At 65.4% G+C, this 20693-nt stretch carries 17 protein-coding genes; 14 read left to right on the top strand and 3 right to left on the bottom strand.

Translation table 11 applies throughout. The features are described from left to right. Positions 1-117: 117 nt before the first annotated feature. The 4 genes from GGC30_RS16345 to GGC30_RS14570 all read left to right on the top strand — a co-directional run bounded on the left by GGC30_RS16345 (position 118) and on the right by GGC30_RS14570 (position 3401). Positions 118-258 (top strand): hypothetical protein, encoded by a 141-nt coding sequence (locus GGC30_RS16345; protein ID WP_165116349.1) that lies wholly within the window; start codon positions 118-120, stop codon positions 256-258. Positions 259-323: 65 nt separating this feature from the next. Beyond that, positions 324-1694 (top strand): class II 3-deoxy-7-phosphoheptulonate synthase, encoded by a 1371-nt coding sequence (locus GGC30_RS14560; RefSeq protein ID WP_153925671.1) that lies wholly within the window; start codon positions 324-326, stop codon positions 1692-1694. A gap of 90 nt (positions 1695-1784) precedes the next feature. Further along, positions 1785-2360, top strand: coding sequence for a prephenate dehydratase domain-containing protein (locus tag GGC30_RS14565; RefSeq protein WP_153925655.1), 576 nt, complete (start codon positions 1785-1787; stop codon positions 2358-2360). Positions 2361-2642: 282 nt separating this feature from the next. Then, positions 2643-3401 (top strand): chorismate mutase, encoded by a 759-nt coding sequence (locus GGC30_RS14570; RefSeq protein WP_066622752.1) that lies wholly within the window; start codon positions 2643-2645, stop codon positions 3399-3401. A gap of 44 nt (positions 3402-3445) precedes the next feature. Here GGC30_RS14570 and panC read toward each other — a convergent pair whose 3' ends face one another. Continuing rightward, on the bottom strand, positions 3446-4306 hold the full coding sequence (gene panC, locus GGC30_RS14575; protein ID WP_153925657.1) for a pantoate--beta-alanine ligase: 861 nt from the start codon (positions 4304-4306) through the stop codon (positions 3446-3448). 75 nt (positions 4307-4381) lie between these two features. Between panC and GGC30_RS14580 the strand changes: the two genes are divergently transcribed. The 3 genes from GGC30_RS14580 (at position 4382) to GGC30_RS14590 (ending at position 6443) form a co-directional block, all read left to right on the top strand. Next, a complete protein-coding gene (locus GGC30_RS14580; protein ID WP_194943610.1) occupies positions 4382-5041 on the top strand; it encodes an SPOR domain-containing protein in 660 nt (219 codons plus the stop codon). Between the two features lie 129 nt (positions 5042-5170). Then, entirely contained in the window at positions 5171-6007 is an 837-nt protein-coding gene (locus GGC30_RS14585; protein WP_112861786.1) for a division plane positioning ATPase MipZ, read from the top strand. A gap of 7 nt (positions 6008-6014) precedes the next feature. After that, on the top strand, positions 6015-6443 hold the full coding sequence (locus GGC30_RS14590) for a molecular chaperone DnaJ (protein ID WP_153925661.1): 429 nt from the start codon (positions 6015-6017) through the stop codon (positions 6441-6443). A 3-nt stretch (positions 6444-6446) separates the two neighbouring features. Here GGC30_RS14590 and GGC30_RS14595 read toward each other — a convergent pair whose 3' ends face one another. Then, on the bottom strand, positions 6447-6998 hold the full coding sequence (locus GGC30_RS14595; protein WP_153925663.1) for an FKBP-type peptidyl-prolyl cis-trans isomerase: 552 nt from the start codon (positions 6996-6998) through the stop codon (positions 6447-6449). Positions 6999-7338: 340 nt separating this feature from the next. Between GGC30_RS14595 and rpoB the strand changes: the two genes are divergently transcribed. The 3 genes from rpoB (at position 7339) to GGC30_RS16655 (ending at position 16008) form a co-directional block, all read left to right on the top strand. Further along, the gene (rpoB, locus tag GGC30_RS14600) at positions 7339-11454 is read left to right on the top strand and encodes a DNA-directed RNA polymerase subunit beta (RefSeq protein ID WP_112861789.1); all 4116 of its coding nucleotides are present in this window, start codon (positions 7339-7341) and stop codon (positions 11452-11454) included. 103 nt (positions 11455-11557) lie between these two features. Continuing rightward, positions 11558-15754, top strand: coding sequence for a DNA-directed RNA polymerase subunit beta' (rpoC, locus tag GGC30_RS14605; RefSeq protein ID WP_153925665.1), 4197 nt, complete (start codon positions 11558-11560; stop codon positions 15752-15754). A 122-nt stretch (positions 15755-15876) separates the two neighbouring features. Continuing rightward, on the top strand, positions 15877-16008 hold the full coding sequence (locus GGC30_RS16655) for a hypothetical protein (protein ID WP_255353850.1): 132 nt from the start codon (positions 15877-15879) through the stop codon (positions 16006-16008). A 2-nt stretch (positions 16009-16010) separates the two neighbouring features. Here the strand turns inward: GGC30_RS16655 and GGC30_RS14610 are convergent, their stop codons facing one another. Then, on the bottom strand, positions 16011-16775 hold the full coding sequence (locus tag GGC30_RS14610; RefSeq protein ID WP_153925667.1) for a hypothetical protein: 765 nt from the start codon (positions 16773-16775) through the stop codon (positions 16011-16013). 438 nt (positions 16776-17213) lie between these two features. Between GGC30_RS14610 and rpsL the strand changes: the two genes are divergently transcribed. The 4 genes from rpsL to GGC30_RS14630 form a co-directional block, all read left to right on the top strand. Continuing rightward, positions 17214-17588, top strand: a complete 375-nt coding sequence (rpsL, locus tag GGC30_RS14615) for a 30S ribosomal protein S12 (RefSeq protein ID WP_008260482.1) — start codon at positions 17214-17216, stop codon at positions 17586-17588. Positions 17589-17669: 81 nt separating this feature from the next. Continuing rightward, positions 17670-18143 (top strand): 30S ribosomal protein S7, encoded by a 474-nt coding sequence (gene rpsG, locus GGC30_RS14620; RefSeq protein WP_055754905.1) that lies wholly within the window; start codon positions 17670-17672, stop codon positions 18141-18143. Positions 18144-18288: 145 nt separating this feature from the next. Continuing rightward, on the top strand, positions 18289-20367 hold the full coding sequence (fusA, locus tag GGC30_RS14625) for an elongation factor G (RefSeq protein WP_066551885.1): 2079 nt from the start codon (positions 18289-18291) through the stop codon (positions 20365-20367). Positions 20368-20476: 109 nt separating this feature from the next. Beyond that, positions 20477-20693 (top strand): GTP-binding protein (locus GGC30_RS14630; RefSeq protein ID WP_228763762.1); only part of this gene is annotated, 217 nt, incomplete at its 3' end.

A 20693-nucleotide genomic window follows, 5' to 3' on the forward strand; every position in this document is an offset into this window, starting at 1 on the left:
ACGCGCAAGGAGAGACTGCTGTGAGCCGCTTTTGCAGGGTGCGGGATTTGGCGATTGCGTCCGGCCCAATGCATCGCCACCTTCACCGCAAGATCAAGATATGAGACGAGGACGCCGATGGCTCGCAAACCCAACTACAGCTTTGAGCGTCAGGAACGCGAGCGCGCCGCAGCGCTGAAGGCGGCCGAGAAGGCGGCGGCGAAGGCCGAACGCAAGGCTGAAGCTGCGGCGGAAAAGTCGCCTTCTTCGGAAGACTGACATTTCGCGGCAAAATCCTCCTGGCTTTCGTTGTTTGAATAGGCGTGAAGTCCTATTCTTGCGCGATGACACGCTGGACCCCCGAAAGCTGGAGAACCAAGACCGCCCTGCACATGCCGGCGGACTATCCGGATCCTGCCGCCCTCGCGCGGGTGGAAGACGAGCTGCGCGCCTTGCCGCCGCTGGTCTTCGCCGGCGAAGCGCGGCGCCTGACGTCGAAGCTGGCCCAGGTCGAGCGGGGCGACGCCTTCCTGTTGCAGGGCGGCGACTGCGCCGAGAGCTTCAAGGAGTTCTCGACCGACAATATCCGCGACACCTTCCGCCTGATCCTTCAGATGGCGGTCGTCCTGACCTTCGCCGGACGCAAGCCGGTGGTGAAGGTGGGGCGGATCGCGGGCCAGTTCGCCAAGCCGCGTTCGTCGCCATTGGAAGAGATCGACGGCGTCGAACTGCCCAGCTATCGCGGCGACATCATCAACGGCATGGGCTTCACGCCAGAGGAGCGCGCGCCCGATCCGCAGCGCCTGATCCGCGCCTATAACCAGTCGGCCTCGACGCTGAACCTGCTGCGCGCCTTCGCCGGCGGCGGCTATGCCGACCTGTACAACATCCATCGCTGGACCCTGGGCTTCGCCGGAGACAACGCCGCCGGCGCCCAGTACCGCGAGCTGGCCGACAAGATCACCGAGGCCCTGGCCTTCATGGAGGCGGTCGGCGTTACGCCCGAGACCCATCCGGACCTCAGCCGGGTCGAGGTCTTCACCAGTCACGAAGCCCTGCTGCTAAACGTCGAGAGCGCCCTGACGCGTCTGGACGGCGGTTCGGGCGAATGGTTCGACACCTCGGCCCATATGCTATGGATCGGCGAGCGCACGCGTCAGCTGGACGGCGCCCACGTCGAGTTCATGAAGGGGATCAAGAACCCGATCGGCGTGAAGTGCGGGCCGACGATGACCGCCGACGACCTGCTGCCGCTGATCGACGCCCTGAACCCGGACAATGTTTCCGGTCGTCTGACGCTGATCGGACGCTTCGGTCACGACAAGGTCGGCGAGCGTCTGCCCAAGCTGATGCGCGAAGTGAAGGCCTCGGGCCGCAAGGTGATCTGGTCCATCGACCCGATGCACGGCAACACGCTGAAGGCCGGCAACGGCTACAAGACCCGACCGTTCGATCGAATTTTGGGCGAAGTCCGGACCTTCATCGATGTGGCTGAGGCCGAAGGCGTCCACCCCGGCGGCGTTCACTTGGAAATGACCGGTCAGAACGTCACCGAATGCATCGGCGGCGCCCAGGCGGTTACAGAGGACGATCTGTCCAATCGCTACCACACCCACTGCGATCCGCGCCTGAACGCGGACCAGGCGCTGGAGCTGGCCTTCCTGGTCGCGGAGCGGCTGAAGGCCGGGCGGGTGGCGCAGTCGGCGGCGGCCTAGCCGTCGTCAGCGCCCCAAATGCGGGCCGATCCGGTCATGGTGACGCCACCGAGGCAGCGCCAGATCGATCCGAGACCGAGGGAGTGATCGATGCAAGTAGCGGCTCCAACTGAGGAAAAGCCCGGCCGGGTCGCCTATCAGGGCGCGCCCGGATCGTTCAGCCATGAGGCCTGTCTGGCCCTGCGTCCGTGGGACGAGGCGGTGGCGTTCGAAACCTTCGCCCAAGCCCTGGATGCGCTGCGCGCCGGCGACTGTGGTTGCGCCCTGATCCCTGTCGAGAACTCGACCATCGGCGTGGTCGAGCCGGCGGCGACGCTGGTCGGTGCGATTGGCGTGGAGCCGGTCGCTCAGGTCTGGCGGCCGATCCGTCATGCGCTGATGGCGATCGACGGCGCGCGTCTGTCCGACATCCGCACGGTCGAGAGCCACCCTATCGCCCTAGCCCAGTGCAAGGACACGCTGGCCGGCTTGAATGTCGAGGTTATCGAGCATTTCGATACCGCAGGCGCGGCGCGCGACGTCGCCGAAGCGGGCGATCCGACACGGGCGGCCATCGCCCCGGTGGGCGCTGCCGAGGTGTACGGCCTGTCGATCCTGCGCAACGACTTGCAGGATTCCGGCGATAATCAGACGCGTTTTGTCCTGCTGAGCTTCCCTGAGGGTTGACGGCGCACGGTCTTTGCGTCCTTAAGACACACACGGGTCGCAACACGATCCGCATAAACCGGAACCGGACCATGTCCCGCCTGCGCGCTCTTTCTGTTTCTTTCGACCGTTCGCGCGCGGTTTCCGGCCTCTATTTCGGCTACGGCTTTTACGGCTTTCGATACGCCGGCTGAGGCGTCGGGCGCCCTCCGTCCCTGACCGTCTCACCGGCGACCGCTCTGGACCAGAGCGGCTGCTCGCCCCTGCACATATCGAATCTCAGAATGCCGAAAGCCCTTTCCCATGCCCCATTCCAACCTTCAGCAAGTCTGGCCTGACATGGCCGACCTGACCCCCGAACAACAGGCTCTGGCCGCCCTGCGCGCCGAGATCGACGGCATCGACGACCAGATCCTGGCGCTGTTCGAGCAACGTCTCGCCATCGCCGCCACCGTCGGCCGCGCCAAGGACGCCCCAACCGGACCGCACACCAAGCTGCGTCCCGATCGCGAGCAGACCGTCCTCTCGCGCATGCTGAAGCAGGCCAAGCCCGAGAACGCCGAGGCGGTCGAACATCTGTGGCGCGAGATCGTCGGATGGGGCCTGGCGCGCCAAGGCCGGCTTCAGGTCCAGGTCTGGGCCCCGATCGAACCGACCCGCGCCTATGACGGCGCGCGCCTGCGTTTCGGCGCCGCCGCCGACATCAAGATGGTGCGCGATCCGCAGAAGGCCCTGGCCTTCGCCGCCGAGGGCCACGGGATCGCCGTGCTGGCGATCAATACCGAGGATGCCTGGTGGATGGGTCTGCGGCGCGAGTGGTCGATGCTGAGCGTCTTCGACGGATACGGTGGTGAGACGCCGACGTCTCTGGCGGTGGGCAAGATCGATCCGCCGGCTCTGCCCAAGGGCCGACGCGTGGTGGTCACGGCGGGTGGGGACGCCGGCGACGGCGGCGGCGCGCGGCGCTGGGGCCTGAACACGCATCACGGCTGGACCATCGCCTTGACCGACGCCGATCTGGCGCCGGGCGACGCCGAGGGTTGCGTCGGCGCAATCGGTTGATCTGACACGGCCGCATCCGGCGAACGGATGCGGCCCTGATCGTTTCAGACCGCCATATTGTCGATCAGGCGCGTCTTGCCCAGCCAGGCGGCGGCCAGGATGCGGGCGGGGGCGTCGACGATGTCGTTGCGGAAGGGCGTCAGGTCCGCGGCGTGGCGGATGGCGACGTAATCGACCCGCTCAAACCCGGCTTTTAGAAGGGCGGCATAGGCTTCACGCTCAACGCCGGGCAGGGGGCGGCCGCTCAACGCGTGGATGCCCGCCTCCGCCAGAATGCCGTTCAGCCGGCGCGCGGTCTCAAGCTCGGTTTCGGACAGGTAGGCGTTGCGTGACGACAGGGCCAGGCCCCAGCCATCCCGCTCCGTAGGCGCGCCGACGATCTCGACCGGCAGGTCCAGGTCGCGCACGAACCGGCGAACGACCATCAGCTGTTGGTAGTCCTTCTCGCCGAAGATCGCGACATCGGGCTGGACCTGGTTGAACAGCTTGGTGACGACCACGGCGACCCCACCGAACATCTGAGGTCGGAAGTCGCCTTCCAGACCCAGCGCCGGGCCGGCGACGGCGACGGTTGTCGCAAAGCCTTCCGGATACATCTCGTCGGCTGAGGGCGCGAACATCAGATGGCAGCCGGCGCCGGCCAACAAACGGGCGTCCTCCTCCTGTTGGCGGGGATATTTGCCCAGATCCTCATGCGCCGCGAACTGGGTCGGATTGACGAAGTTGGAGGCGACGACGCGGTCGGCGCGGCGTGCGGCCTCGCGCACCAGGGTCAGGTGGCCTTCATGCAGGGCGCCCATGGTCGGAACCATGCCGACGCTCAGGCCTTGACGTTTCCAGTCCCGGACGATCGCCCGCAGGTCGGCGACGGTGCGGACGACGGGGAGGGGGGCGGCGTCTATCATGATGAAGCGATTAACCTTTCCGCTTAAGCCTGTTGATGCACCAGACCGCAAAGTCTGGGCTCTATGGTCGTGCTTATGACGCCCGCAGAAGCGACCCGTCCAGTTCTGATCGCCCTGGCTTTCGCCAGCAGCCTAGCCGTCGCCGGTTGTGGCGCGGTGGACAGCGATCCCCATCGGTTCAGCGCGATGGCCGACAACGTCGCGTCGATCGACATTCCGCTATCGGCCCGCGATCGCGACACCCGGCATGCCGTGGCTGAAGAGGCTGGACTGCGGCCTGTGCGCTTCACGCCGGTCAAGGTGGCGGTCATGGATCCTCACGCCATGTGGGACGCTCGTGACGTTCAGGCGGGTCTGCGCCCCGTCGGTGAGGATACCGGGCTGCGCGACGCGGTTGTACGGGCTGCCTCGCCGGCGGTCGTGAAAGCCGTTGCGGATGAGGCGATCTCGCGGGTTCAGGCGCCGGTGCTGCGTCCCGCCAGCCTTCCGGCGACGCGGGAAACCGGGCGAACAATCCAACTGGGCGCCTATTCCAGTGCGGCCGGCGCGCGTCAGGCCTGGGATCGGATGAAGGCTACCTCAGACCTGTCGGGATTGTCGCCGATCTATCAGGAGGTCGAGGTCAACGGCCGTCGCCTGACGCGGCTGAAGGTCGGGCCGGTCTCGACCGAAACCGCCGCTGCGGTATGCCGTTCCGCCGCTCTCGCCGACGCCTGGTGCGCACGCAACAGCTGACCGACTCCGGTTCGCCGTCCACAGGTCTGCGTTAAGGTTCCGTTGACGTTTGGCCCGTTGAGGCCGAGTCTCGATGGACCTAGGACCGCGCAGTCTGAGTCGCGCGGTCGGCACAGAGGATTCCCTCGAATGACGCAGCCGCATGTGATCGTCCTCGGCAACGAAAAGGGCGGGGCGGGCAAGTCCACCCTGGCCATCCACATCGTCACCGGCCTGCTGCACGCCGGACGCTCGGTGGCGATCATCGATCTGGACCTGCGCCAGCGCTCCATGCAGCGCTTCTTCCACAACCGTCTGGCCTGGCTGGCCGCGAACGGGCACGATCTGCCCCAGCCGTTCATTCCCGACATGGGCGACGGCAAGGCCCTGGCCAAGGCGGACGTCGCCGACCAGATCGCCACCTTCGAGCGCGCCTTCGACGAAGCGGCGGCGCGGGGCGTCGATTGCATCCTGATCGACACGCCCGGCGGCGACACGGCCGTTTCGAACGCCGCCCACGCCCGCGCCGATCAGATCGTGACGCCGATGAACGACAGCTTCGTCGATTTCGACCTGTTGGGCGACGTTGATCCTGTCACCCTGGAGCTGCTGAAGCCCTCCATCTATTCCGAGAGCGTCTGGGAAGCGCGCAAGCAGCGCGCCATCGCCCAGGGCCGTCACGCCACGATCGACTGGTTGGTGGTCACCAATCGCCTCGCCGTCGCGGAGGCGCGCAACCGCAAACGTCTGGAAGAACGGATGACCAAGCTGGCCAAGCGCGTCGGCTTCCGCGTCGGTCCCGGCCTGCGTGACCGGGTCATCTATCGCGAACTGTTCCCGTTCGGCCTGACGGTGGCGGACCTGTCGAACGACATCCGGCCGGTCGCGGTGTCCCTGGCCCATGTCGCTGCGCGCCAGGAGATGCGCAATCTGATGATGGCGATGGGCCTGGAGCAGGTTCTCAGCCCTTTGGACGTGGCGGCCTGATCGCCTGATGGGGTTGATCTGGCTGGCCCTGGCGGCGATCGCCGTCTGGGCGCTGGTGCGGATGGGCCGGCAGACCGAGCGACGCGGACGCGCTCACTGGCGCGTGACGGCGACCCTGCTGGGCGCGGTGCTGCTGGCGGGCGGCGCGCTGGCGGCGTTTCGTGGATCGTGGCTGACGGCGGCGGCGCTGGCCGGGGCAGGACTCTATCTGGCCTGGTCCTCCCGCATGCGGCCGGTCATCCGATCCGAACCCATCACCGAGGCTGACGCCCGCGCCGTGCTGGGCGTCGGGCCAGCCGCGACCGAGGCTGAAATCCGCGCGGCCTGGAAACGCGCCATGGCCCGCGCCCACCCCGACAAGGGCGGAACGGAGGGGCTGGCGACGCGCGTCAACGCCGCGCGCGATCGGCTGCTGGGAAAAGCCGGGCGCCGCTGATCGTCAGCCCGGCTTGACGTCCAGCAGTTCGACCGAGAAGCGCAGGGTGGAGTTGGGGGGCAGTTCGTCGCCGCCGACCCAGCGCGAGCCGTAGCCCAGCGAGGCGGGGATAACGAATTCGTAGATTTCCCCGACGCGCATCAGGGCCACGCCCTCGGTCCAGCCCTTGATGACGCGGTTCAGCGGGAACTCGGCCGGTTCGTTGCGGGCGTAGGAGCTGTCGAACTCGCGCCCGTCGATGAAGGTGCCGCGATAGTGGACCTTGACCGTGTCGGTCGCCTTGGGCTGAGCGCCCTCGGGGTGGGCCTTGCCGACGCGGCGATATTGCAAGCCGCTTTCGGTGGTGGTCCAGCCGCGCCGGGCGCCGTTCCAGGCGAGGTAGGCGGTATTGCCGGCGTCCCAGGCCTGCTGCGGCGTCATGGCCCCCTGGCCATTGACCTGATCGGCGGCGCGCGCGGCGGCCGAAGCCGTCTCGGCATAGGTCACCGGCTCGCGATGGGTGGCGCAGGCGGAAAGGGCCAGAGCGGCAAGCAGGGGCAGGGCGATCCGTGTCATAAGGCGACGCTAGATCAGGCCGTCGTCGCTCGCAACGAGATTGGTTGGCTCTGTCGAAAAGGTTCCTTGGGGCCTTTATTTCGTCGCGAATGCGCGTATATGTGCGCGCTCCGCAACACTCCATATGAGTCTGCGCGCAAGCGCCGAGGCCCGGTCCGTCGCCCTCCGACCGAGCGAAGGCGCGGCTCCTTCCCAGGGAGCCGGTACATTTCAGGCGTCCTGGCCCGGCAGCGGGCCGAGGGTGGATGCCGAAACCCTGGCTGCGGACGCGGAGACGCGCGCCGTGGCTGCTGCATTTCACGCACGCCTTCCCCGGGGCGTGCGCCATGGGAAACACTGAATGACTGACGTCGCCCACGATCTCGCCATCAACGGTCAGATCGCTTCCGCCACCTCGTTCACCGGCAAGAAGCGCATCCGCAAATCCTTCGGGCGTATCCCCGAAGCGATCGCGATGCCGAACCTGATCGAGGTTCAGCGCGCTTCCTACGAACAGTTCCTGCAGCGCGAGGTCCGTCCGGGCGTCCGCAAGGAGCAGGGCATCGAGGCGGTCTTCAAGTCGGTGTTCCCGATCAAGGACTTCAACGAGCGCGCCATCCTGGAATACGTCTCGTACGAGTTCGAAGAGCCGAAGTACGACGTCGAGGAGTGCATTCAGCGCGACATGACCTATGCGGCGCCGCTGAAGGTCAAGCTGCGCCTGATCGTGTTCGAAACCGACGAGGAAACGGGAGCCCGTTCGGTCAAGGACATCAAGGAGCAGGACGTCTACATGGGCGACATCCCGCTCATGACGGACAAGGGTACCTTCATCGTCAACGGCACCGAGCGCGTGATCGTCTCGCAGATGCACCGTTCGCCGGGCGTCTTCTTCGACCACGACAAGGGCAAGACGCACTCGTCGGGCAAGCTGCTGTTCGCCGCCCGCGTGATCCCGTACCGCGGCTCGTGGCTCGACTTCGAGTTCGACGCCAAGGACGTGGTCTATGTCCGCATCGACCGCCGCCGCAAGCTGCCCGCCACGACCTTCCTGATGGGTCTGGGCATGGACGGCGAAGAAATCCTGAAGACCTTCTACGAGACCGTGCCTTACGAGAAGCGCGGCGAAGGCTGGGTCACGCCCTACAAGGCCGAGCGCTGGCGCGGGGTTAAGCCGGAGTTCGACCTGATCGACGCCGACACCGGCGAAGTGGTCGCCCAGGCCGGTCAGAAGATCAGCGCCCGCGCCGCCAAGAAGCTGGGCGAGACGACGACCTCGCTGTCGCTGGCCGCCGACGCCCTGGTCACCAAGTATCTGGCCAATGACGCCGTCAACTTCGAGACCGGCGAAATCTTCGCCGAGGCCGGCGACGAACTGGACGCCCCGACCATCGAAGTGCTGGAGCAAAACGGCTTCACCACCATCGAGGTGCTGGACATCGACCACGTTACGGTCGGCGCCTACATGCGCAACACCCTGCGCGTGGACAAGAACGACAACCGCGAGGACGCCCTGTTCGACGTCTATCGCGTGATGCGTCCGGGCGAGCCGCCCACCCCGGAAGCCGCCGAGGCCATGTTTAACTCGCTGTTCTTCGACAGCGAACGCTACGACCTGTCGGCTGTCGGCCGGGTCAAGATGAACATGCGTCTGGAAAGCCCTGAGGTCTCCGACGAGATCCGCGTCCTGCGCAAGGAAGACGTGCTGAAGGTGCTGCAGATCCTAGTCGGCCTGAAGGACGGCCGCGGCGAGATCGACGACATCGACAACCTGGGCAACCGCCGGGTCCGTTCGGTCGGCGAGCTGCTGGAAAACCAGTACCGCGTCGGTCTGCTGCGCATGGAGCGCGCCATCAAGGAGCGCATGTCCTCGGTCGACATCGACACGGTCATGCCGCACGACCTGATCAACGCCAAACCGGCCGCCGCCGCGGTTCGCGAGTTCTTCGGTTCGTCGCAGCTGTCGCAGTTTATGGACCAGACGAACCCGCTGTCGGAAATCACGCACAAGCGTCGTCTGTCGGCGCTTGGCCCGGGCGGTCTGACGCGTGAGCGCGCGGGCTTTGAAGTCCGCGACGTGCACCCGACCCACTACGGCCGCATCTGCCCGATCGAAACGCCGGAAGGCCCGAACATCGGCCTGATCAACTCGCTGGCCACCCACGCGCGCGTCAACAAGTACGGCTTCATCGAGAGCCCGTACCGTCGCGTGAAGGACGGCCAGGCCCAGGGCGAGGTGGTCTACATCTCGGCCATGGAAGAGTCGAAGTACACGATCGCTCAGGCCAACATCGAACTGAAGAACGGTCAGATCGTCGAGGACCTGGTCCCCGGCCGGATCAACGGTGAATCCCAGCTCCTGAACAAGGACGCCGTGGACATGATGGACGTGTCGCCGAAACAGGTCGTTTCGGTCGCCGCCGCCCTGATCCCGTTCCTGGAAAACGATGACGCCAACCGCGCGCTGATGGGCGCTAACATGCAACGTCAGGCCGTGCCTCTGGTGCAGTCGGACGCGCCGCTGGTCGGCACGGGCATGGAAGCGGTCGTAGCCGTGGACTCCGGCGCCGTCGTGGTCGCCCGTCGTGACGGCGTCGTCGAACAGATCGACGGCACCCGGATCGTCGTGCGCGCCACCGGCGACGTGGACGCCGCCCGCTCGGGCGTCGACATCTACCGCCTGTCGAAGTTCCAGCGTTCGAACCAGTCGACCTGCATCAACCAGCGCCCGATCGTGCGCGTGGGCGATCAGGTGAAGGGCGGCGACGTGATCGCCGACGGTCCGTCGACCGACCTGGGCGAACTGGCCCTGGGCCGCAACGCCCTCGTCGCCTTCATGCCCTGGAACGGCTACAACTTCGAAGACTCCATCCTGATCTCCGAGCGCATCGTGCGCGACGACGTCTTCACCTCGATCCACCTGGAAGAGTTCGAAGTCGCCGCCCGCGATACGAAGCTTGGCCCTGAGGAAATCACGCGCGACATCCCCAACGTCGGCGAGGAAGCCCTGCGCAACCTCGACGAAGCGGGCATCGTGGCCATCGGCGCCGAGGTTCAGCCGGGCGACATCCTGGTCGGCAAGGTCACGCCGAAGGGCGAAAGCCCGATGACGCCGGAAGAGAAGCTGCTGCGCGCCATCTTCGGCGAGAAGGCTTCGGATGTGCGCGACACCTCCCTGCGCCTGCCGCCCGGCGTCGCCGGCACGATCGTCGACGTTCGCGTCTTCAACCGTCACGGCGTCGACAAGGACGAGCGCGCCATGGCGATCGAACGCGCCGAGATCGAACGTCTGGGCAAGGACCGCGACGACGAGCTCAAGATCCTGGAGCGCAACGTCTATGGCCGCCTGAAGCCGCTGATCGTGGGCAAGAACGCCGTGTCGGGGCCCAAGGGCATCGGCCGTGGCGAACTGACCGAAGAGAAGCTGGCCGAGGTCAGCCGTGGTCTGTGGTGGCAGATCGCCCTGGACGACGAAAAGGCCATGGGCGAGCTGGAAGCGATGAAGCGCCAGTTCGAGGACGCTCGCAAGCAACTGGACCGTCGTTTCGAAGACAAGGTCGAGAAGCTGCAGCGCGGCGACGAACTGCCCCCCGGCGTGATGAAGATGGTCAAGGTCTTCGTGGCCGTGAAGCGCAAGCTTCAGCCCGGCGACAAGATGGCCGGCCGTCACGGCAACAAGGGCGTCATCTCCAAGATCCTGCCGATCGAGGACATGCCGCACCTGGAAGACGGCACGCACGTCGATGTCGTTCTGAACCCGCTGGGCGTGCCTTCGCGCATGAACATCGGCCAGATCTTCGAAACCCACCTGGGTTGGGCCGCCGCCGGTCTGGGCAAGCAGATCTCCGGTCTGCTGGAAGCCTGGCAAGCGGGTGGTCAGAAGCAGGCGCTGATCGATCGTCTGACGCATATCTACGGCGAAGAGACCCCTCTGCCGCAGGATGAGGAAGAACTGATCGAACTGGCGAAGAACCTGTCCAAGGGCGTGCCCTTCGCGACCCCGGTCTTCGACGGCGCGCATATCGGCGACATCGAGCGTCTGCTGGAAGAGGCGGGGCTGAACAAGTCGGCCCAGTCGATCCTGTACGACGGTCAGACCGGCGAGCAGTTCAAGCGTCCGGTCACGGTCGGCTACATCTACATGCTGAAGCTGCACCACCTGGTCGACGACAAGATCCACGCCCGCTCCATCGGCCCGTACTCGCTGGTCACCCAGCAGCCGCTGGGCGGCAAGGCGCAGTTCGGCGGTCAGCGCTTCGGGGAAATGGAGGTCTGGGCTCTGGAAGCTTACGGCGCCGCCTACACCCTGCAGGAGATGCTGACGGTCAAGTCCGACGACGTGGCCGGCCGGACCAAGGTCTACGAGGCCATCGTCCGTGGCGACGACAGCTTCGAGGCCGGCATTCCCGAGAGCTTCAACGTGCTCATCAAGGAAATGCGTTCGCTGGGTCTGAACGTGGAGCTGGGGAACAGCTGATCCGGATCACGAGCCCTCTCTCGCCACGGCGGGGGAGGGCGATCCCTCCGCTTTTCTCCGTTCTGAATAATTTTCGCGGGTCAGCCCCGCAGAAGGAATCAAGATGAACCAGGAAGTCCTGAACATCTTCAACCCGGTCCCGGTCACCCCGACCTTCGACCAGATCAAGATCGCCCTGGCCTCGCCCGAGAAGATCCGTTCGTGGTCGTTCGGCGAGATCAAGAAGCCGGAAACCATCAACTACCGCACGTTCAAGCCCGAACGTGACGGCCTGTTCTGCGCGCGTATCTTTGGCCCGACCAAGGACTACGAATGCCTGTGCGGCAAGTACAAGCGCATGAAGTACAAGGGCATCATCTGCGAGAAGTGCGGCGTCGAAGTCACCCTGGCCCGCGTTCGCCGCGAGCGCATGGGTCACATCGACCTGGCTGCGCCGGTCGCCCATATCTGGTTCCTGAAGTCGCTGCCCAGCCGCATCTCGCTGATGCTGGACATGGCGCTGAAGGACGTCGAGCGCGTCCTGTACTTCGAGAACTACATCGTCACCGAGCCGGGCCTGACCCCGCTGAAGCAGAACCAACTGCTGACGGAAGACGAGTTCTATCGCTACCAGGAAGAGTTCGGCGATGACGGCTTCACCGCCGAGATCGGCGCCGAGGCCGTCCGCAACCTGCTGATGGGCATCGACCTGAACGCGGAAGCTGAAAAGCACCGCGCCGAGCTGGCCGACAATCCCTCGGAAATGAAGGCCAAGAAGGCGTCCAAGCGCCTGAAGCTGATCGAGGCCTTCCTGGAATCGGGCAACAAGCCCGAGTGGATGATCCTGACGATCGTGCCGGTCATCCCGCCGGAACTGCGTCCGCTGGTGCCGCTGGACGGCGGTCGTTTCGCGACCTCCGACCTGAACGACCTGTATCGCCGCGTCATCAACCGCAACAACCGCCTGAAGCGCCTGATGGAGCTGCGCGCGCCGGACATCATCATCCGTAACGAAAAGCGGATGCTGCAGGAGTCCGTCGACGCCCTGTTCGACAACGGCCGTCGCGGTCGCGTGATCACGGGCGCCAACAAGCGTCCGCTGAAGTCGCTGGCCGACATGCTGAAGGGCAAGCAGGGTCGCTTCCGTCAGAACCTGCTGGGCAAGCGCGTCGACTATTCGGGTCGTTCGGTCATCACCGTGGGCCCGGAACTGAAGCTGCACGAGTGCGGCCTGCCCAAGAAGATGGCGCTGGAGCTGTTCAAGCCGTTCATCTATGCGCGCCTGGACGCCAAGGGCCTGTCGGGCACCGTCAAGCAATCCAAGCGCATGGTCGAGCGCGAGCAGCCTGCCGTCTGGGACATCCTGGACGAGGTCATCCGCGAGCACCCGGTTCTGCTGAACCGCGCGCCGACGCTTCACCGTCTGGGCATTCAGGCGTTCGAGCCCAAGCTGATCGAGGGCAAGGCCATCCGCCTGCACCCGCTGGTCTGCACCGCCTTCAACGCCGACTTCGACGGCGACCAGATGGCCGTTCACGTCCCGCTGAGCCTCGAGGCCCAGCTGGAAGCGCGCGTCCTGATGATGTCGACCAACAACATCCTGTCGCCCGCCAACGGCAAGCCGATCATCGTGCCGTCGCAGGACATCGTCCTGGGTCTGTACTATCTGTCGCTGGTCAAGGACGGCGAGCCGGGCGAAGGCAAGCTGTTCGCCAACATCGGCGAGATCGATGCGGCGCTGGACGCCAAGGTCGTCACCCTGCACACGCGCATCAAGGCGCGCTGGACGGAACAGGACGCCGAAGGCAATGAGGTGACCAAGGTCATCGACACTACGCCGGGCCGGATGAAGCTGGCGGCTCTACTGCCGCGTAATCCGAACGTCGGCTACCGCCTGCTCGAGAAGAACCTGACCAAGAAGGAAATCGGCAATCTGATCGACGTGGTCTATCGCCACTGCGGTCAGAAGGCGACGGTCATCTTCGCCGACCAGATGATGGGCCTGGGCTTCCGCGAAGCCGCCAAGGCCGGCATTTCGTTCGGCAAGGACGACATCGTGATCCCGGCCAAGAAGGTCGAGCTGGTCGCCGAGACCCGCACCCAGGTCGAGGAGTACGAGCAACAGTACGCCGACGGCCTGATCACGCGCGGCGAGAAGTACAACAAGGTGGTCGACGCCTGGTCCAAGGCCACGGACCGGATCGCCGACGCCATGATGGGCGAGATCGCGCAACCGCGGGTGCTGATCGAGGGTGAAAACCCCGACATCAACTCGGTCTTCATGATGGCCAACTCCGGCGCCCGTGGTTCGCAGGCCCAGATGAAGCAACTGGGCGGCATGCGCGGCCTGATGGCCAAGCCGTCCGGCGAGATCATCGAGACGCCGATCACCTCGAACTTCAAGGAAGGCCTGACCGTCCTTGAATACTTCAACTCCACCCACGGCGCCCGTAAGGGTCTGGCCGACACCGCGCTGAAGACCGCCAACTCGGGTTACCTGACCCGTCGTCTGGTGGACGTGGCGCAGGACTCCATCGTCACCGAGCAGGATTGCGGCTCGACGCGCGGCATCACCCTGCGTGCGGTGATGGAAGGCGGCGACGTGCTGGTCTCGCTGGGTCAGCGCATCCTGGGTCGCTATGCGGCCGAGGACATCAAGGAGCCGGGCACGGATACCGTCCTGTTCCCCGCCGACACCTATCTGGTGGAAGAAGTCGCCGAGGCCGTCGAGGCCGCTGGCGTCCAGTCGGTCAAGGTCCGTTCGGCCCTGACCTGCGAGGCCGAAGCCGGCATCTGCGCCCACTGCTACGGCCGTGACCTGGCGCGCGGCACCAACGTCAACATCGGCGAAGCGGTCGGCGTCATCGCCGCCCAGTCGATCGGCGAGCCGGGCACCCAGCTGACGATGCGGACCTTCCACATCGGCGGCACGGCCCAGGTGGCGGAAACCTCCTTCATGGAGGCGACCAACGCCGGTACGGCCAAGGTCACCGGCCCGACCGTCGTCGCGGCCCACGGCGATCTGGTGGCCATGAGCCGCAACGTCATCGTGACCGTGGTCGTCGACGGCAAGGACCGCGAGACGCACAAGGCTCCTTACGGCGCCCGCATCCGCGTCAAGGACGGCGACGAGGTCAAGAAGAACCAGCGCCTGGCGGAGTGGGACCCCTACACCACCCCGATCCTGACGGAAGTCGGCGGCGTCGTGCGCTTCGAGGACTTGGTCGAAGGCCTGTCGGTCAAGGAAGAAACCGACGAAGCGACGGGCATCGCCCAGCGCGTCGTCAGCGACTGGCGCGCCAGCCCGCGCGGCTCGGACCTGCGTCCGGCCATGGGCGTCACTCTGGGGGACGTCTACGCCAAGCTGTCGTCCGGTTCGGACGCCCGCTATCTGCTGCCCGTGGGCGCGGTTCTGTCCGTGTCGAACGGCGACGAGGTCAAGCCGGGCGAGATCATCGCTCGCGTTCCGACCGAAGGCGCCAAGACCCGCGACATCACCGGCGGTCTGCCGCGCGTCGCCGAACTGTTCGAAGCTCGCCGTCCGAAGGACTGCGCGGTCATCGCCGAGATGGATGGTCGCGTCGAATTCGGCCGCGACTACAAGAACAAGCGTCGCATCAAGATCACGCCCGAGCCCAACGCCGACGGCGTGCAGGGCGAACCGGTCGAGTTCCTGATCCCGAAGGGCAAGCACATCTCCGTCCACGACGGCGATCTGATCCAGAAGGGCGACTACATCATCGACGGCAACCCGGATCCGCACGATCTGCTGCGCATTCAGGGCGTCGAAGCGCTGGCCGAGTATCTGGTGAACGAAGTGCAGGAGGTCTATCGACTGCAGGGCGTGCCGATCAACGACAAGCACATCGAAGTCATCGTGCGTCAGATGCTGCAGAAGGTGGAAGTGCTGGATTCGGGTGAAACCACCTTGATTCGCGGCGACACCGTCGAAGTCGCCGAAGCCGTTCTGGAAAACGCCAAGGTCGAGAAGCGTGGCGGCCGTCTGGCCACCACCCAGCCCGTCCTGCTGGGCATCACCAAGGCGTCGCTGCAAACCCGCAGCTTCATCTCGGCGGCGTCCTTCCAGGAGACCACTCGCGTCCTCACCGACGCCTCGGTCCACGGCAAGAAGGACATGCTGGAAGGCCTGAAGGAAAACGTCATCGTCGGCCGCCTGATCCCGGCCGGCACTGGCGCCTACCTGCGCAGCCTGCAGAAGATCGCCAACGAGCGGGATGCAGAACTGACCTCGGCTCTGGAAGAGGCGATCGAGCCGCTGCCGGCCGATCTGCAACTGGAGCTGGAGAGCAGCGAGAGCTGATCTCACGCTTCTCGAGCGAAGATACGAAGAGGGCGGCGCCGGCGACGGCGTCGCCCTTTTTCTATGACTTGACGCGTGCTCGGATTGCGGTGAACTGAGCCAGGGTTGTGTAGAGGGCCGCCATGACGAAAGCCGACAAGGTGCTGTGGGGCCTAACGGCCGTGATTTTGTCGCTCTTCGTCGTCGTTGAAGCCAAGACGATGATGCTCAATCTCGGCGCGGCCATGCATGACGCCTATTGCCAGGATCACTGACCTCAATCTTTCCACCGCTCTATCGGGGCTGAAGCACCTGGCGTGATCGGTGCGCCGCCGGCCCGGTGGCCGTCGCGTCGGGTCTGGACGTTGCGGGTCGAGTCGGGCGCCAGCGAGGGATTCAACTGCGCGCCGGCGCAGCCTGTGCCGAAGTTCGAGCCGACGCAGTCCGCCGGGCCCACCACGCCGACGCCGCCGGACAGAGGACGACGGCCCGCCTCCCATTCAGCCAGACGCCGCGCGCCTTCGCGCGCAAAGGCGGCGTCACGTTCGGGGTTGCCCGTGCCGGTGATCGGAGCGGCGTTCATTCCGCGTCGCATGGCATCCTCGCGGCAATGGGCGCGCTCGGCGGCGTTGAGCTGCTGCGGCGTGGTGCAGCCGATCAAGCCCTGACGCAGGACACGGGACATGGTGCCGGCGCGGTCGTTCGGATTGACGGTCCAGGCGTCCTGTGGAGCGGGCGCGCCCTGCGGAGCCGGCGCGGCGATGCGGGGACGGATCGGGGCAGGGCTGTCCGGCGGCGTTGCCTGGCGCGGGGAGGGCGTCTGAACCGTCGGGCGCGCGTCCTGCGCTGACCCCATCATATCGTCGACTGTGGGCGCCTGGACCGGCGTTCTAGCCCGCTCGTCGGGCAGCAGGGGGCGGGGCGTAATATCGACGTAGATCGGCGGTTGTTCGGGCGCGACGACGTCGCCCTCTATGCCCAGGGCCGTCAACGACAGGAAGGCGATCAGCGCGGTGTTGATCGCCACCGACGTCGTCGCCAAGCCTGCCTTTCGCCAGTCGAGGCGCCGGTCAGGTCGCGTCAGCTGTGCAAACGCCAATGCGTCGTCCCCCTTGATCCGATGCAAGCTGTGCTAGAAGCATGGCCGCTTTCGGGCGGAGGGCGGACCGACGACGAGGGAAGCAACGTGGGTTTCCGCTTTGAAGATCAGCGCCGCCTTGACCTTCGCGCCCATCGGGCGTAGAAGCCGCCCACTTTCGAGGCGTGGCCGGTTCGCTGGTCGCTGAGATCGTGACAATCCAACGGACGGGCTGTGCCCGCCGGAACGCCCAAAGCGCGCGTTCCGGTTTTTCTGTTTGGGTGGTCGCGCTCTCAGTCTCGATGACACCCGGGCGAGGGGATGGTCCCCCGTTCACAAGAAGGCGAGAGGCGCTTCGGTCGAAAGACACACGCCTCCATCAGAAGTCGAGACGAGTTTCGAATGCCTACGATCAACCAGCTGATCCGCAAGCCGCGCAAGCCCAAGCCCACCCGCAACAAGGTGCCGGCTCTGGAGGGTTCGCCCCAGCGTCGCGGCGTCTGCACCCGCGTTTACACCACGACCCCGAAGAAGCCGAACTCGGCTCTGCGTAAGGTCGCTAAGGTCCGTCTGGCCAAGAACGGCTACGAAGCCGTGTGCTACATCCCCGGCGAAGGCCATAACCTGCAAGAACACTCGGTTGTTCTGATCCGCGGCGGCCGCGTGAAGGACTTGCCCGGCGTTCGCTACCACATCCTGCGCGGCGTTCTGGATACCCAAGGCGTCAAGGACCGTAAGCAGCGTCGTTCGCACTACGGCGCCAAGCGTCCGAAGTAAGCCATTCTTCTCCGGGCCATCGCGCCCGGAGGCCTTTTCGAGATCTTCCCGGCGCTGGTCGGGCACTGCAAGGAATACCCCATGTCGCGTCGTCACCGCGCCCAGAAACGTGAAGTCCTGCCGGATCCCAAATTCGGGGACCTGATCGTCACCAAGTTCATGAACTACGTCATGTACGAAGGTAAGAAGGCCGTCGCCGAAAACATCGTGTACGGCGCCTTCGACATCCTGGCCGAGAAGAAGAAGGACCAAGAGCCGGTCGCGACCTTCCACGCCGCCCTGGACAACGTCTCCCCGTCGGTCGAAGTGCGCTCGCGTCGCGTCGGCGGCGCCACCTATCAGGTGCCCGTCGAAGTCCGTCCGGACCGTCGCCGCGCCCTGGCCATCCGCTGGCTGGTGAACGCTGCGCGCAAGCGTGGCGAGAACACCATGACCGAGAAGCTGGCCGCCGAGCTGCTGGACGCCTCGAACAACCGCGGCACCGCGGTCAAGAAGCGTGAAGACACCCACAAGATGGCCGAAGCCAACCGCGCCTTCAGCCACTATCGCTGGTAACGCCTTCAAAGCGTCATCTGCGCTGACTATCTAAGGGTTTCCGGCGCGGGCGGTTTAAGTTAAATCGCCCGCGCTCGCTTATCCGAACACCGACATCCTTCCGAGGGCGCACCTGAGCGTCCTGAAATTTTCAAGGCACGCTTTCATGGCCCGCACTCACAAGCTCGAGGACTACCGCAACTTCGGCATCATGGCCCACATCGACGCGGGCAAGACGACGACGACCGAGCGGATCCTGTATTACACTGGTAAATCCCACAAGATCGGCGAAGTCCACGACGGCGCTGCGACCATGGACTGGATGGACCAGGAGCAGGAGCGCGGCATCACCATCACGTCCGCCGCGACGACCGCCTTCTGGCAGGGCAAGCGCCTGAACATCATCGACACCCCCGGCCACGTGGACTTCACCATTGAGGTCGAACGTTCGCTGCGCGTCCTCGACGGCGCCGTGACCGTGCTGGACGGCAACGCCGGCGTCGAGCCGCAGACGGAAACCGTCTGGCGCCAGGCCGACAAGTACAAGGTGCCGCGCATCGTCTACGTCAACAAGATGGACAAGATCGGCGCCGACTTCGACGCCTCGGTCGAGTCAATCCGCGACCGTCTGGGCGCCAAGGCCGTGCCGATCCAGTTCCCGATCGGCGCTGAGTCCTCGCTGTCGGGTCTGGTCGACCTGGTCCGCATGACCGGCGTGGTCTGGGACAACGACGGCCTGGGCGCTTCCTACAAGGACGTGCCGATCCCCGACGACCTGATGGACAAGGCGATCGCTGCGCGTCAGTACCTGATCGACAACGCCGTCGAGCTGGACGACGAGGCGATGGAAGCCTACCTCGAGGGCAACGAGCCCGACGAAGCCACCATCAAGAAGTGCATCCGTAAGGCCGTTCTGACCGGCGCCTTCTATCCGATCCTGTGCGGCTCGGCCTTCAAGAACAAGGGCGTGCAGACGCTGCTGGACGCCGTCGTCGACTACCTGCCGTCGCCGCTGGACATCCCGCCGACGCCGGGCATCGACTTCAAGACCGAAGAGCCCGTCGTGCGGAAGGCTTCGGACGAAGAGCCCCTGTCGGTCCTGGCCTTCAAGATCATGGACGACCCCTTCGTCGGCTCGCTGACCTTCTGCCGCCTGTACTCGGGCAAGATGGAAACCGGTCAGTCGCTGCTGAACTCCAGCCGCGACAAGAAAGAGCGCGTCGGCCGGATGCTGCAGATGCACTCCAACAACCGTGAAGACGTCAAGGAAGCCTACGCCGGCGACATCGTCGCCCTGGCCGGCCTGAAGGAAACCCGCACGGGTGACACCCTGTGCGACCCGATCAAGTCGCCCGTCATCCTGGAGAAGATGGAGTTCCCGGCGCCGGTCATCGAGATCTCGGTCGAGCCCAAGACCAAGGGCGACCAGGAGAAGCTGGGCGTCGCCCTGGCCAAGCTGGCCTCGGAAGATCCTTCCTTCACCGTCTCGACCGACCACGAGTCGGGCCAGACGATCCTGAAGGGCATGGGCGAGCTGCACCTGGACATCAAGATCGACATCCTGAAGCGCACCTATAAGGTCGAGGCCAACATCGGCGCGCCGCAGGTCGCCTATCGTGAATCGCTGGGCCGCAAGGTCGACATCGACTACACGCACAAGAAGCAGACCGGCGGTACGGGCCAGTTCGCCCGCGTCATGATCACCTTCGAACCCGGCGAGCCGGGCTCGGGCTTCGTGTTCGAGAACTCGATCGTCGGCGGCGCCGTGCCGAAGGAATATATCCCCGGCGTCGAAAAGGGCCTGAACTCGGCCAAGGACAACGGTCTGCTGGCCGGCTTCCCGCTGATCGACTTCAAGGCGACCCTGACGGACGGCAAGTTCCACGACGTCGACTCCAGCGTGCTGGCGTTCGAAATCGCGGCCCGCGCCGCCTTCCGTGAGCTGAAGGAAAAGGGTTCGCCCAAGCTGCTCGAGCCGATCATGGCGGTGGAAGTCGTGACCCCCGAGGAATATCTCGGCTCGGTCATCGGGGACCTGAACGGCCGTCGCGGCATGATCCAGGGTCAGGACATGCGCGGCAACGCCACCGTCGTGAACGCCTTCGTGCCGCTGGCCAACATGTTCGGCTATGTGAACACGCTGCGCGGCATGTCGCAGGGCCGCGCCCAGTTCACCATGCAATACGACCACTACGAGCCGGTGCCGCAACACGTCGCCGACGAAGTGATCAAGAAGTACGCCTAAGCTTTCCCTTTTCGGAAAGCCCGCCTATATGCGCCCGGACCGTAAGGACCGGGCGTCCTTAACCCCCAAACTGCAGGAACCCCGGTTCGGGGACCTTAGGAGCTAGAAAATGGCCAAGGAAAAGTTCGAACGGACGAAGCCGCACTGCAACATCGGCACGATTGGTCACGTTGACCACGGCAAGACGACGTTGACGGCTGCGATCACGATGACGCTGGCGAAGGCCGGCGGCGCGAAGGCGATGAACTACGCCGACATCGACGCTGCGCCGGAAGAGAAGGCGCGCGGCATCACGATCAACACCGCGCACGTGGAATATGAGACGG

Origin of the sequence: Brevundimonas sp. SPF441 (assembly GCF_009661015.1) — a bacterium.
GTDB classification, from domain to species: Bacteria; Pseudomonadota; Alphaproteobacteria; order Caulobacterales; family Caulobacteraceae; genus Brevundimonas; species Brevundimonas vesicularis.

Coding starts and splice junctions, on each gene's coding strand:
- GGC30_RS16345 (WP_165116349.1), top strand. CDS start 118: ATGGCTCGCAAACCCAACTACAGCTTTGAGCGTCAGGAACGCGAGCGC.
- GGC30_RS14560 (WP_153925671.1), top strand. CDS start 324: ATGACACGCTGGACCCCCGAAAGCTGGAGAACCAAGACCGCCCTGCAC.
- GGC30_RS14565 (WP_153925655.1), top strand. CDS start 1,785: ATGCAAGTAGCGGCTCCAACTGAGGAAAAGCCCGGCCGGGTCGCCTAT.
- GGC30_RS14570 (WP_066622752.1), top strand. CDS start 2,643: ATGCCCCATTCCAACCTTCAGCAAGTCTGGCCTGACATGGCCGACCTG.
- panC (WP_153925657.1), bottom strand. CDS start 4,306: ATGATAGACGCCGCCCCCCTCCCCGTCGTCCGCACCGTCGCCGACCTG.
- GGC30_RS14580 (WP_194943610.1), top strand. CDS start 4,382: ATGACGCCCGCAGAAGCGACCCGTCCAGTTCTGATCGCCCTGGCTTTC.
- GGC30_RS14585 (WP_112861786.1), top strand. CDS start 5,171: ATGACGCAGCCGCATGTGATCGTCCTCGGCAACGAAAAGGGCGGGGCG.
- GGC30_RS14590 (WP_153925661.1), top strand. CDS start 6,015: ATGGGGTTGATCTGGCTGGCCCTGGCGGCGATCGCCGTCTGGGCGCTG.
- GGC30_RS14595 (WP_153925663.1), bottom strand. CDS start 6,998: ATGACACGGATCGCCCTGCCCCTGCTTGCCGCTCTGGCCCTTTCCGCC.
- rpoB (WP_112861789.1), top strand. CDS start 7,339: ATGACTGACGTCGCCCACGATCTCGCCATCAACGGTCAGATCGCTTCC.
- rpoC (WP_153925665.1), top strand. CDS start 11,558: ATGAACCAGGAAGTCCTGAACATCTTCAACCCGGTCCCGGTCACCCCG.
- GGC30_RS16655 (WP_255353850.1), top strand. CDS start 15,877: ATGACGAAAGCCGACAAGGTGCTGTGGGGCCTAACGGCCGTGATTTTG.
- rpsL (WP_008260482.1), top strand. CDS start 17,214: ATGCCTACGATCAACCAGCTGATCCGCAAGCCGCGCAAGCCCAAGCCC.
- rpsG (WP_055754905.1), top strand. CDS start 17,670: ATGTCGCGTCGTCACCGCGCCCAGAAACGTGAAGTCCTGCCGGATCCC.
- fusA (WP_066551885.1), top strand. CDS start 18,289: ATGGCCCGCACTCACAAGCTCGAGGACTACCGCAACTTCGGCATCATG.